This is a genomic window from Vibrio sp. TAP-3B, from assembly GCF_057784735.1.
The window spans coordinates 211,744-224,208 of sequence record NZ_CM173495.1 but is presented as its reverse complement, the minus strand read 5'-3'; the positions used below and the strand labels follow the sequence as shown (position 1 = coordinate 224,208).

The 12,465-nt window shown below is 45.1% G+C and carries 10 protein-coding genes and 1 pseudogene; 8 read left to right on the top strand and 3 right to left on the bottom strand.

What is annotated here, in order from left to right:
* Positions 1-833: 833 nt before the first annotated feature.
* From AC3D28_RS01075 to AC3D28_RS01055, 5 genes and pseudogenes are all read left to right on the top strand, one after another.
* Positions 834-1,688, top strand: coding sequence for an MIP/aquaporin family protein (locus AC3D28_RS01075; protein WP_488535278.1), 855 nt, complete (start codon positions 834-836; stop codon positions 1,686-1,688).
* 59 nt (positions 1,689-1,747) lie between these two features.
* Positions 1,748-3,266, top strand: a pseudogene (gene glpK / locus AC3D28_RS01070) (glycerol kinase GlpK).
* A gap of 159 nt (positions 3,267-3,425) precedes the next feature.
* Positions 3,426-4,220: a DeoR/GlpR family transcriptional regulator gene (locus tag AC3D28_RS01065; protein WP_488535277.1), complete on the top strand. Its 795-nt coding sequence runs from the start codon at positions 3,426-3,428 to the stop codon at positions 4,218-4,220.
* 174 nt (positions 4,221-4,394) lie between these two features.
* Positions 4,395-5,954 carry a glycerol-3-phosphate dehydrogenase gene (gene glpD, locus AC3D28_RS01060; RefSeq protein ID WP_488535276.1) on the top strand — a complete coding sequence of 520 codons (1,560 nt, stop codon included), beginning with the start codon at positions 4,395-4,397 and terminating at the stop codon, positions 5,952-5,954.
* A gap of 186 nt (positions 5,955-6,140) precedes the next feature.
* A complete protein-coding gene (locus AC3D28_RS01055) occupies positions 6,141-7,088 on the top strand; it encodes a CorA family divalent cation transporter (protein ID WP_488535275.1) in 948 nt (315 codons plus the stop codon).
* A 62-nt stretch (positions 7,089-7,150) separates the two neighbouring features.
* On the opposite strand, the gene AC3D28_RS01050 is transcribed toward AC3D28_RS01055, so the two are convergent.
* On the bottom strand, positions 7,151-8,335 hold the full coding sequence (locus AC3D28_RS01050) for an NnrS family protein (protein ID WP_488535274.1): 1,185 nt from the start codon (positions 8,333-8,335) through the stop codon (positions 7,151-7,153).
* A gap of 183 nt (positions 8,336-8,518) precedes the next feature.
* On the opposite strand from AC3D28_RS01050, the gene AC3D28_RS01045 reads away from it, so the two are divergent.
* Entirely contained in the window at positions 8,519-9,070 is a 552-nt protein-coding gene (locus AC3D28_RS01045; RefSeq protein WP_098416281.1) for a gamma-glutamylcyclotransferase family protein, read from the top strand.
* Positions 9,071-9,316: 246 nt separating this feature from the next.
* Here AC3D28_RS01045 and AC3D28_RS01040 read toward each other — a convergent pair whose 3' ends face one another.
* Entirely contained in the window at positions 9,317-10,267 is a 951-nt protein-coding gene (locus AC3D28_RS01040; protein WP_098416282.1) for a flagellar motor protein MotB, read from the bottom strand.
* 15 nt (positions 10,268-10,282) lie between these two features.
* Positions 10,283-11,044 (bottom strand): flagellar motor protein PomA, encoded by a 762-nt coding sequence (gene pomA / locus AC3D28_RS01035; RefSeq protein WP_488535273.1) that lies wholly within the window; start codon positions 11,042-11,044, stop codon positions 10,283-10,285.
* Positions 11,045-11,307: 263 nt separating this feature from the next.
* Here pomA and xseB point away from each other — a divergent pair, with 263 nt between their 5' ends.
* Positions 11,308-11,550 carry an exodeoxyribonuclease VII small subunit gene (xseB, locus tag AC3D28_RS01030; RefSeq protein ID WP_098416284.1) on the top strand — a complete coding sequence of 81 codons (243 nt, stop codon included), beginning with the start codon at positions 11,308-11,310 and terminating at the stop codon, positions 11,548-11,550.
* 21 nt (positions 11,551-11,571) lie between these two features.
* A complete protein-coding gene (gene ispA, locus AC3D28_RS01025) occupies positions 11,572-12,456 on the top strand; it encodes a (2E,6E)-farnesyl diphosphate synthase (RefSeq protein WP_098416285.1) in 885 nt (294 codons plus the stop codon).
* Positions 12,457-12,465 lie beyond the last annotated feature (9 nt).

Below are 12,465 nucleotides of genomic sequence, written 5' to 3'. Positions count from 1 at the left end.
AAAAAATTCGTTCGAAAGCAAATTTATTGTATGGCGTTAGGATTTTATTTTTGTGATAAATGTTGCACACATATTAAATCACTTTAAATACAGAGCTTTATAAATCATTAATTAGACAGTGATTCAACTTTACTCATAAAGCGTTACTATATATTTAAGATGAAAAGAGCGAATTTGAGCATTCACGATCGCAACAAAACAAACTTAGGACTCGAATAGGAATAAAAATTAGGGACAAATAATGCGATTAACACCACTAAATGATTGAAAAAAGAGTAATAACTAAAAGGCTAAAAAAAACTGACATTTAGTGTTAAACGAAATAAAAAAACTTGAAAACGATCGACGAACAATAGCAACCATGCCGGAGAGCTCAACGACATAAACCGTCCTTATTATTTTTAAAAAACACATTGTTATCTGCAATCAAAAGCAACACTTTATCACCTGAGGTATTGTTGAAAACATTCATCCCCCCCCTCGATCCTTTGTTGTACCTCGCTTCCCATGCCTATTTAGGGTTAAACTCTATACAAAAAGTGCGTAATAACTCTTCAGTAATGACGCCGCCTCACAAAACTCCTCTTACCAGTTGTGCATTCTTTTCCACATCGGTAATTTAAGCGCTTCCGCCAGCACAGTTCATCACCCAAGGTCTCTTTCCGTTGTGCTCTATTTCTATTAAAAAATGCGCCATTTAACAAAAATAAAGAATTTAACTAACAACTTTACGCTCAAACACTCACTTTTTATGCTCGTTTGTTTTCGCAAACGTTTATATGTGCACAATATTGCTGCGTTAGACAAGTCAACATGAACAAAGGACTATTAACATGACAACAAACAAACACCCCTCTCTGCTCGGAGAATGTTTGGCCGAGTTTATCGGTACAGGCTTACTTATCTTCTTCGGCGTAGGCTGTGTCGCCGCCTTAGTTTTAACTGGTGCATCTTTTGGCCAATGGGAAATCAGTATTATCTGGGGCTTAGGTGTCGCCATCGCCATTTACTGTACTGCCGGCCTCTCAGGTGCGCACATCAACCCTGCGGTCACTATTGCTCTGGCGATGTTCCATGGTTTTGACAAAACAAAAGTACTGCCATATATCATTGCTCAAATGCTCGGCGCTTTCTGCTCAGCGGCATTGGTCTATGGGTTATACAGCAATCTTTTTACTGATTACGAAATTGCGCATAACTTCGTTCGTAGTAGCCAAGATGCACTGGCAACCGCGGGTATCTTCTCAACCTATCCACACGCTTCACTTTCTTTCTTTGGCGCTTTTGCTGTGGAATTCGTTATTACTGCAGTGCTAATGTTTGCAATTTTGGCCCTAGGAGATGAGAAAAACGGTGCAGAGCGTGGGGCAATGAACCCGCTATTAATTGGTATTGTGATCGCTGTCATTGGTGGCTCACTTGGTCCATTAACAGGCTTTGCGATGAACCCTGCTCGTGACTTTGGACCTAAACTTTTTGCTTACTTTGCTGGCTGGGATTACGCACTAACAGGCGCAAAAGATATTCCTTACTTTATCGTGCCTTTGCTTGCTCCAATCGCTGGTGCGTGTTTCGGTGGGTGGCTATATCCAAAAGCGATTGCCGCTTACCTTCCACAACAAGGGCACGGCTGCACTATTCCAAACCAATGTGAAACGGAAGAAGAAACAGAAGAAGCGAGAGCTTAACCCCTATGTAGCCCCAACATTTACTAAAATATAAATAACGAAACAAAAGGATTCTTACCATGACTGAGCAAAAATATATTGTTGCCCTAGACCAAGGTACAACAAGCTCTCGCGCCGTTATTCTTGACCATGATGCGAACATCGTAAGTGTCGCGCAGCGCGAATTTACTCAGATTTACCCACAAGCCAGTTGGGTTGAGCACGACCCAATGGAAATCTGGGCGACACAAAGCTCTACCCTTGTTGAAGCTTTAGCTAAATCAGGCATTCGTAGCGATCAACTGGCGGCCATCGGCATTACCAACCAGCGCGAAACCACCATCGTTTGGAATAAAGAAACCGGTAAACCTGTTTATAACGCTATCGTATGGCAATGCCGTCGTACTGCTGAAATCTGCGAAGAGCTTAAAGCTCGCGGCCTAGAAAATTACGTTCGTGACAATACAGGCTTAGTGCTTGATCCGTACTTCTCAGGTACTAAAGTCAAATGGATTCTAGATAACGTTGAAGGCGCACGCGAAGACGCTGAAGCAGGTAAACTATTATTCGGAACGGTCGACACTTGGTTGGTTTGGAAGATGACCCAAGGCCGTGTGCACGTAACCGACTACACCAACGCTTCACGTACCATGCTATTTAACATTAATGACCTCTGTTGGGATCAAAAAATGTTAGATGAACTGGGCATTCCAGCCTCAATGATGCCCGAAGTAAAACGCTCATCAGAGGTTTACGGAAAAACCAACATCGGTGGTAAAGGCGGTACTCGTATTCCTATCTCTGGTATTGCAGGTGACCAACAAGCCGCTCTTTATGGGCAAATGTGTGTTAAGGCAGGCCAAGCGAAGAACACGTACGGCACGGGGTGTTTCTTATTAATGAACACAGGGCAAGAAAAAGTGACCTCGACGCACGGCCTACTAACCACGCTGGCTTGTGGTCCAAATGGTGAGCCTGCTTACGCGCTTGAAGGTGCAGTATTTATGGGGGGCGCATTCGATTCAATGGCTACGTGATGAACTTAAGCTCCTCCAAGGCGCGGAAGACTCCGAATACTTCGCAACAAAAGTCGACACCTCCAATGGCGTTTACGTGGTGCCTGCCTTTACAGGCCTTGGTGCGCCGTACTGGGATGCGTATGCACGTGGCACTATTCTCGGCCTAACTCGTGGTGTCAATTCAAACCACATTATCCGTGCGACATTGGAAGGCATTGCTTACCAAACCCGTGATGTACTGGATGCGATGCAAGCGGACTCAGGGATTAAGCTCGCAAACCTTCGCGTAGATGGTGGCGCGGTCGCCAACAACTTCTTAATGCAGTTCCAATCTGATGTATTGAACACCGAAGTGCACCGTCCTCAAGTCACCGAAGTGACGGCGTTAGGTGCAGCATATCTTGCAGGCCTAGCCGTTGGGTACTGGGACAGTATCGACGAATTACAAAACAAAGCCGTTATTGAGCACACCTTTGAGCCGCATGATGACGAAGAGAAACGTAATCGTCGTTACAAAGGCTGGAAACGTGCAGTGAAGTGCGCACAAACTTGGTCTGAACTTCACGACGAAGAGGATTAATTTTCCATCCATACGAAAAAAGAGCGTCATTTGAGCGCTCTTTTTTGCGTTTTATCCCGGATTCCTGATGCCCTTTACTTCTCACAACGCGCAAATTCGCGCACAATAACGCTTCGAATTTGAAGCATTGGCCGTTACCAATGCACAAGGGAGTGGTAAGTGAAGCAAATACCTAGACACCAGCAGATTGTTGAATTGGTGAAAAAACAAGGCTATGTCAGCACGGATGAGTTAGTAGAAAGATTCAATGTCAGCCCACAAACCATCCGCCGCGATCTGAATGAACTCGCCGACGACAACAAGATTCGTCGTTATCACGGTGGTGCCACCATCCCTCTCAGTTCTGAAAACACATCTTACAACACGCGCAAAGCGCTCAACTTCAATGAAAAAGATGTCATCGCAGACGAGGTGGTGAAGCACATTCCTGACGGTGCCACTTTATTTATTGATATCGGTACCACACCCGAAGCAATAGCACGAGCGCTCAACAAAAGTCATAAACAACTGCGTGTTGTCACCAACAACATGAATGTCGCGACCATTCTATTCCCTAACCCTGAGATCAAGGTTATCTTGGCTGGCGGAGAAGTCCGAAATCGTGATGGTGGCATTGTTGGGGAAGCAACGTTAGATTTTGTTAAACAATTTCGTCTCGACTTTGGCATTCTCGGTATCAGTGGTATCGACTTCGATGGTTCGTTATTGGATTTTGATTACCACGAAGTGCGAGTGAAGCAAGCAATCATCGACAACAGCCGGAGTGTATTCCTTGCAGTCGATCATACTAAGTTTGGACGCAACGCAATGGTGAAATTGGGCAATATCGCGCAATTGAATATGATATTCACCAACAAACAGCCCCCAGAAGAAATTCTGTCGATTTTGAAAGAAGCCGCGATCCCCCTTGAGGTGGTAGAGGCCAACGAGATAGCGTTCAAAACGGATAAATAAATCATTCAATTTTGGCATTTCAAATGACCTCTGTCTTAATCTGGCAGAGGTTTTTTTGTGCCTAAATCACACAAAACACTCACAAACGAAAATAATAGATGATCACAAACGAAAGCTAAGCTACGATTACAACATGTTCTAAAATGCTCGTTCGCTCACCAAGAGGTCAAATTTATGAGTATACAACAAAATGACGCCACAACTAGCTCATCCACTGCCTTAGACTTGATCGTGATCGGTGGCGGCATTAACGGGGCTGGTATTGCAGCCGATGCAGCAGGACGTGGTTTAAACGTCGGTTTGTACGAAGCTAACGATTTTGCATCTGCAACGTCTTCGGCAAGCTCTAAACTTATTCATGGTGGATTACGCTACCTTGAACATTACGAATTTCGTTTAGTTTCGGAAGCGCTAGCAGAGCGTGAAGTGATTCTTCGTAAAGCACCACACGTTGCGCTGCCAATGCGTTTCCGTTTACCTCATCGCCCATTCTTGCGTCCAGCTTGGATGATCCGCTGTGGTTTATTCCTTTACGATAATTTAGGTAAACGGACGACGCTGCCGGGCAGTAAAACGGTTAACTTAGCAAAGTCTGGTTTGCTCAAACCTGAAATAAAAACTGGCTTCGAATATTCAGATTGCTGGGTCGATGACGCGCGTTTGGTATTGCTTAATGTCCTTGCTGCACGTGAAAATCATGCAGAAGTACGTAACTACTGTCGAGTAGAGAAAGCTCATCGTGAAGGCGGCATCTGGCATGTCACTATCCATGACGTAATGACGGATCAACGCTTCGAACGCAAAGCTAAAGCGTTGGTAAATGCGGCTGGGCCTTGGGTAAAACAGTTCTTTGATGATGGATTAGAACAAACTTCCCCACGTAACATACGTTTGATCAAAGGTTCGCACATTGTGGTTCCTCGTATCCACAACGAGCCGCAAGCCTACATTCTTCAAAACAAAGACAACCGCATCGTATTTATGATCCCGTACTTAGATAAGTTTTCTATCATCGGTACCACAGATTTGGAATACAATGGTGATCCACGAGAAGTGGCGATTTCAGAGGATGAAGTCGATTACCTCGTTGATATCGTTAACCAACACTTTGTTCACCAGCTAACTCGTGAAGATGTGGTTTGGACATACAGCGGGGTTCGCCCTTTATGTGATGATGAATCTGACTCTCCTCAAGCGATCACACGAGACTACACCCTAGAACTGGATGCTGAATACGATCACGCGCCTCTGCTTTCTGTATTTGGGGGAAAACTGACAACCTATCGTAAGCTCGGTGAAGCCGCCATGAAAAAACTGGCTCCTTTCTTACCAGAAATGGGCAGTGATTGGACAGCAAACCAAACATTACCAGGCGGTAACTTTAGCTGTAGCCGTGAGCAATTAGCAAAACAAATCCATGCAAAATACCGATGGGCACCTGAAGCACTGATCCTTCGTTACGTAACTCAGTTTGGTACACAAACATGGGACTTAATGGCAGGAACAACAAGCGCAGCCGACCTTGGCCATGCTTTCTCTTCACAAGCCGGTGGCGTATATCAACGCGAGATCGACTACTTGATGAACCATGAAATGGCGATGACCGATGAAGACATTTTGTGGCGTCGTACTAAGCTTGGTTTGTACATGAACGATGAAGAAAAACACGCTCTTACGGAGTACCTAAAAGAAAAACTACAGCAGAAGGTGGTTAATCTTTCTCAAGTTGGCTAACCGTTCCTTTTCTCACCGATGACAAAGCTTGCCTCGTGGCAGGCTTTGTTGCTTTTCATCACTACTGACGACTCACAATCTTGCACCGCTAGAATGCGTTTAAGCCTAATTACTCGTAGCACTTATACTCAAATGACTTCATAATTATTGTAATTAAGTAAATAAGCTCATGATAAGGGAAATAAAATGGGTTTTATGATTGAACATTGGGATTTTTCGGTTCCGGTGGCGACTCAACAAGCAATAACGTCAGACAATATCCAAGCAAACCATTGGTACCACTGCGAAAGGCAGCACCCTGACATTCGAGACTGGCTAGCTCACAATCAAGTACCTCGTGCAACCATTGATCATTTGCTGGCCGACGAAAGCCGTCCTTCTTTTCATCACTTGGATGATGAAAACTTTATGTTGATTCTACGTGGGGTTAACATGAACGAAAATGCATCACCAGAGGATATGCTCAGTATCCGCATTCTTTACTTTCAAGGTGCCCTTATTTCAACGCGTAAGATCCCATCGCGCGCCATTATGGAGCTCCGCCAAGCGTTAGTTGAGCACAACGGTCCCAAAAGCCTCGCAAGCCTACTCCATCAAATCATTGAAGGGTTGAACAGTAAAATTGACGTGTACCTCGACACCATCGAAGATACGTTGAGTCAATTCAACGTTAATGACGAATCAACCTACAAGCATCTTTCAATTCAAAAAGCACTTATTTCAATTAAACGTTTTATTCGTCCGCAACAGTACGCGATTCGAGATTTAATTGATTCCGAGTCAGGGCTGGTGGCCTCCAAGCCTCACCAGTATCGCTTTGCTCATAATAACATTACGCGAATCAACGAAACGATTGAGTTTTACCTTGGTGAAGTGGCTCTTTTCCAAGATGAGATAAAATACAACCGCGATGAGAAAACGAATAAAAACAGCTATTTATTTACCTTAGTTGCCACTATTTTTTTACCGACGAGTTTTTTAACAGGTCTACTGGGGATCAACATTGGGGGGATGCCAGGCGTAGAGTCAGCGGCGGCGTTCACTTGGTTCTGTATCGCTTTAATTGTGATCTTCGCGCTCGAGTGGCTACTGTTCAAACGTTTGGGGTTTACGAATAAAGATGATGACAGTTAAACTCATTTAAGCCAAAAAAAAGAGGAGGCATTCGCTCCTCTTCTTCTTTCTTTTATTGATACTTACCCTGGGTGACCATCAACTCGAGGCGTAATGAGCATGATACCAAAGCGCCACACAAACATCCCAAAGGATAAAATCCATAAGCCGGCGCTGATGTCAATCCAAAGCATCATGTTGGCAGGGTCAAATATCACCGCCAAGCTGCGCACCAACGCAGCGGCAATAATGGCGACAAACGCGATACTCATATTCGGCCCTTTGTAGATCATCCGCCCAGTATGCCCCATGGTCACACGCGTAATCATCGCCAAAATCAAACCACCCAAAGCACCGATCGCAAATAAATGAATTAAGTTATGACTGGCAAAAGCGTCTCCCCACGCGCCACGAAAAATCAAACTTAGTGGCAAACACAGATACGCGACATGCAGAGACCACACTAAGGGCTCACTTAACGTTAACCAAGGCTTCCACCGCAAGAAACGGCTCAGCTGTGCAATACCAGCCAACAACATCAGAGGCTTACCTAATTCCGCAAACGTCACTGGGAAAAAACTCAACACAAACAACATCACCAGCGGCAAGTTCGCCATCCAGTCCAGCCACATCAGCGGTTGTGCTTTTTCGAAATTAAAACGTCGCGCCGTAAAAAATGGGATCACTCGTCCCCCCATTATTGAAAGCAGCAACGTGAACCACCACAACATGGCTTGCCACACAGCTGATGATGTAAACGGCGGCATACCTTTGATCGTTGCGTAGCTGGCAAAATTGGCAAAGATGGCTAATAAAAACAGCGGCACAAAAAACAAGTTGCGCCACCCTTTAGCTCGGTACACACGAATACCAATCTCATACGTGACGAACAATAAAAAAATCGCTTCTACACTGCTGATTAACCATAGCGGTGTAGGTGTCCAGAACAATACTCTTGGCACTAGCCACAAGCTAAACAGCGCTAAAAGCGTGTAATGCTTGGTACCATTAATGCCTGTCCAGTTTTGCACTGCGGTTAGCACAAAGCCCACAACGATTGCCATCGCGAAGCCGAATAACATTTCATGAACATGCCACCACAACGCTGGCACACCTAATGCGTTTGGCTGGCCGCTTTGGAACATCCACACCCATACCGCTATCGCAAGGATGGCGTAAATCGAACCAAACAGGAAAAACGGCCGAAAGCCTAATCGCAGCCATGCAGGAATTTTTTCTTCCACTTTTTTATCAGTAATATTCAGCATTATTTTGCCCTCAAGCTTCTCTCGATGCTGGTTAACTCAACGACGAGCTCCATGCTAACACAAACATGCATAAAAAATACATGTTAAAGATTGGAGTGATACGTTAGGGGTAACATTGTGCTTCGGTGGCGGGTTAGGTATAAAGCCAATAGTGATCATAATAAGCTAAGGGACGCAACTAAGATGTACATTTTTGGTTATGGCAGTTTGATCAATTCTGCTTCACGCAAGTTGACCGGACAAACGGGGACAGCCATTCCCGTCATTGCGCATGGACTGGTTCGCTACTGGGGGAAAATCGATGACAGTTATACTTTGTCTCCACTCATCGTTAATGAAGGCGATGGTCAGGTAAACGGTGTTTTGCTCGAAGTGAATGAAGATGCATTAACAGAATTTGACCGTCGTGAACGCGGGTACCATCGCATCCAAATCCAGCCAGAGCAGATTGAAACTGATTCCAGCTTTCATCACGACCATGACATCTGGGTGTACGTAAAAGATGAACCATTACCGCCCTGTGGCAAAAGCCCAATTATGCAAAGCTACGTCGACACCGTTTTGGCGGGTTGTCTAGAGGTGTCCCACGATTTTGCAGAACATTTTGTGCGTCACACAATCGGATGGCATTATGCGAAAGAGAATGACCGCCATCAGCCGAAATATGGCAACCTTGCCGGCGTGCAGCCACATCATTACGAATTAATTGATACGCTAATCAAAAAGAGAATCTAAAGGCTTGATGGCATTTTGTGGTAGGGCAGATAAATGCCGTCGCCCTAATCCAATTAGGTTCAAGCTTGTTAATAAATAAATGACGAATATTATTGACTCGATACAGAAGACGGCTCCCACATGGCTTCTTTCTGATAGATACCCGAGATGAAGAAAGTCTTTGCCTCATCAAAAAAGAGGAGGCAAAGTTATCCGCCAGCAAGCAATAAAAGGCCTCGTCGCTAGATTAGACCTTATAACGCGTGATTACTGTATTACGGGCACTTCTTCACTATAAAGTGGTTCACCTTGCATGATGCTGATTTCAACACGCCGGTTGAGCGCACGATTTTCATCAGAATCATTCGGTAACAATGGCTCCGTATCCGCCATTCCTCGAACCCTCAAACGCTGATGAAAGAACCCCCTGACCTTCTCCATCTCTTGCGCTACTGACACCGCACGCTGAGAAGAGAGATCCCAGTTTGAGCGATAGAGCTCCGAATCCAGCGGTCGATTGTCTGTGTGTCCTGATACCCGCACGACACCAGGAACGTCTTTCACCAACTCTGCAATTTGTCGAACCAAAGGGCGAAATTTAGGTTGTAAAAATGCAGAGCCTTCAGGGAAAGCGCCTTTCTCACGCATACGAATCACTATCTGCTGCCCAAGGTTTTCGACTTCAATTGCGCCTTGTTCAATCTCTCGTTCAAGCGCTTTCTTGATGCTTTCCATCAAGGTTTCCATCTCTTGAGACATGTCTTCAGACTGCTGTTGTTGCATGTCTGCTTCCGCTGATTGGTTGTTCTTCGTTGACGTTTCAGGCGATTGCCCTCCCGTTAACTTACCTTGATCACGTTTAGTGCCACCAGCACGATCCGATTCCCCTTCATGGAACTCGAGCGTTTGCTGCGTAATATCCATGGTTTGCTGCATGATGACATCAATCGGGGTGGGTTCAGGTCGACCTGGTCTAAACTCTTGCGCGATGATACTAGTGCCTTTGGGAATGTCTTTCACTTCAAGCTGATTTTGTACACCGAAGGCAAATTTCATGGATCCCGCAATCTGTTTGAACTTCAGTACGTCCATCTCAGAAAACGAAAGCAGAAGAACAAAGAAACACATCAGCAGCGACATTAAGTCCGCAAAAGTCCCCATCCAGAGAGGAAGGCCGGGTGGCGGACAATCGCATTTATTATCGTCATCATCATCCATCACTACTCTCCAAGGTTAATCGTCAATCTCGAGGGCACGTTTACCTTCGTTGAGATAGTTCTTCAAGTAACTATCGATAACTCGCGGGTTTTGACCATCTTGAATAGCAAGCACCCCATCCATGATTAAGCGTCGATTGAGCGTTTCTTGATCCCGGCGCAAAGAGAGCTTATCGGCTATCGGAAAGAACACCATGTTCGATAGGATCGCACCGTATAATGTGGTTAAAAGTGCCACCGCCATTGCTGGCCCGATCGCTTTAGGATCATCCATGTTCGAAAGCATCGCGACCAGACCAATCAAGGTCCCGATCATCCCCATCGCAGGCGCGACATCACCAAAGGATCTAAACACGCCAGTACCTTGCGTATGTCGTTCATCCGTCAGGGCGATGTCTTTTTTCAGCGCCGCTCTCACTACGTCTGCGTCATGACCATCAACGAGCAGATCAATCCCCTTTTGCATAAAGGTGTTGTTGATTTCCATCTCTTCTAGAGCAAGGAACCCCCCTTTACGAGCTGCATCTGCCATTTCTACAATTTTTGCAATCAAGGTCTCTGGTTCATCCGCTTTAAACATGAAGGCTTTACCTGCGATTTTAGTCGCACCAAAAAACTGCCCCACCGTGAACTTCATTAACACGACAAATGTTGAGCCACCAACGACAATAAGGATCGAGGTAACATCGGCGAACATACCAATGCTGCCTCCTAGCACCATCGCCATAATGACGAATGCCAAACCACCAATCAAACCTAATAGGGTAGCTAAATCCACAAAGCACTCCTCACGCTATACTCAAATACTGCCACTAGGCGGAATACTACCTGTATCGACAGCTAGAACAGAATTTTTAGAAAAATCTTAGCTAATGGATCACAAATTACGCCGAACAACCTTAACCAAAATATGGAGTTTCACCGCTGAGACCCGTTTAGAGCTAATTTTATGACAATTATACAAGGTTAAATTTGACCAAGTTATTAGGCTAAGGTAACTTTCGTGCATCTTATCCAAGGCTTGATTAAGGCAGAAAATAGATGGCGGTCAAGAAACCAGAAAACATGACCTTCGAAGCAACCATTGAAGAGCTTGATAGCTTGGTTGATAAATTAGAAAATGGCGACCTTGCCCTAGATGATGCCCTACGTAAGTTTGAACGAGGCATTGCCTTAGCTCGAGCTGGCCAAACCAAACTCAGCGACGCCGAACAACGCGTAAGCATTCTTCTTAGCGAAGATGACGAAGTATCATTAAGTGACTTCAAACCAGATTCAGAATAATCATCAGTAGTGAGCAATGTGATGCAACAGACATTGACGTCTTTTCAACAAAGAAACAATCAGCAATTGAATTTGTGGCTCGATCATCTCCCATATCAAGAGTTGCCATTGATTCAAGCAATGAAGTACGGCCTTTTGCTAGGTGGAAAACGCGTTCGCCCTTTTCTTGTTTACATCACAGGTCAAATGCTCGGCTGTAAATCTGAAGACTTAGACACGCCTGCCGCGGCTATTGAGTGTATTCATGCTTACTCACTTATTCATGACGATCTGCCTGCCATGGATGATGATGAGCTGCGTCGTGGTCAGCCCACTTGTCACATCAAATTTGATGAGGCAACGGCAATACTAACTGGCGATGCACTCCAGACTCTCGCCTTTACTATTATTGCTGATGGCCAGTTAAATCCAGTCGCAGAGACGCAACGTATCAATATGATAAAGGCGCTGGCTCACTCTTCTGGTGCTCAGGGGATGTGCGTCGGACAAGCTCTGGACTTAGGTGCAGAAAACCGTCAAGTCTCTCTTGAAGAAATGGAAGTGATACATCGGAAGAAAACCGGAGCCCTGATTGACTGCGCAGTTAAACTAGGCGCTCTCGCCGCTGGTGAAAAAGGTATTGAGGTTTTACCTCACCTAAAACGTTACTCGAAAGCTATTGGTTTGGCGTTTCAGGTTCAAGACGATATTCTTGATATCATCAGTGACACAGAAACACTGGGTAAGCCTCAAGGTTCAGACCAAGAATTGAACAAGAGCACTTACCCTTCCTTGCTGGGTTTAGACGGAGCGATAGAGAAAGCTCACACTCTGTTACAGGAAGCGCTTCAAGCATTAGAAGCTATCCCATACAATACTCAGTTACTCGAAGAGTTCGCCCGATATGTCATCGAGCGCAAAAATTAACACTATAAG

What these genes read in the sequence shown, in the direction of transcription:
- AC3D28_RS01075 (WP_488535278.1), top strand. Translation starts at nt 834, where the DNA reads ATGACAACAAACAAACACCCCTCTCTGCTCGGAGAATGTTTGGCCGAG.
- glpD (WP_488535276.1), top strand. Translation starts at nt 4,395, where the DNA reads ATGAGTATACAACAAAATGACGCCACAACTAGCTCATCCACTGCCTTA.
- AC3D28_RS01055 (WP_488535275.1), top strand. Translation starts at nt 6,141, where the DNA reads ATGGGTTTTATGATTGAACATTGGGATTTTTCGGTTCCGGTGGCGACT.
- AC3D28_RS01050 (WP_488535274.1), bottom strand. Translation starts at nt 8,335, where the DNA reads ATGCTGAATATTACTGATAAAAAAGTGGAAGAAAAAATTCCTGCATGG.
- AC3D28_RS01045 (WP_098416281.1), top strand. Translation starts at nt 8,519, where the DNA reads ATGTACATTTTTGGTTATGGCAGTTTGATCAATTCTGCTTCACGCAAG.
- AC3D28_RS01040 (WP_098416282.1), bottom strand. Translation starts at nt 10,267, where the DNA reads ATGGATGATGATGACGATAATAAATGCGATTGTCCGCCACCCGGCCTT.
- xseB (WP_098416284.1), top strand. Translation starts at nt 11,308, where the DNA reads ATGGCGGTCAAGAAACCAGAAAACATGACCTTCGAAGCAACCATTGAA.
- ispA (WP_098416285.1), top strand. Translation starts at nt 11,572, where the DNA reads ATGCAACAGACATTGACGTCTTTTCAACAAAGAAACAATCAGCAATTG.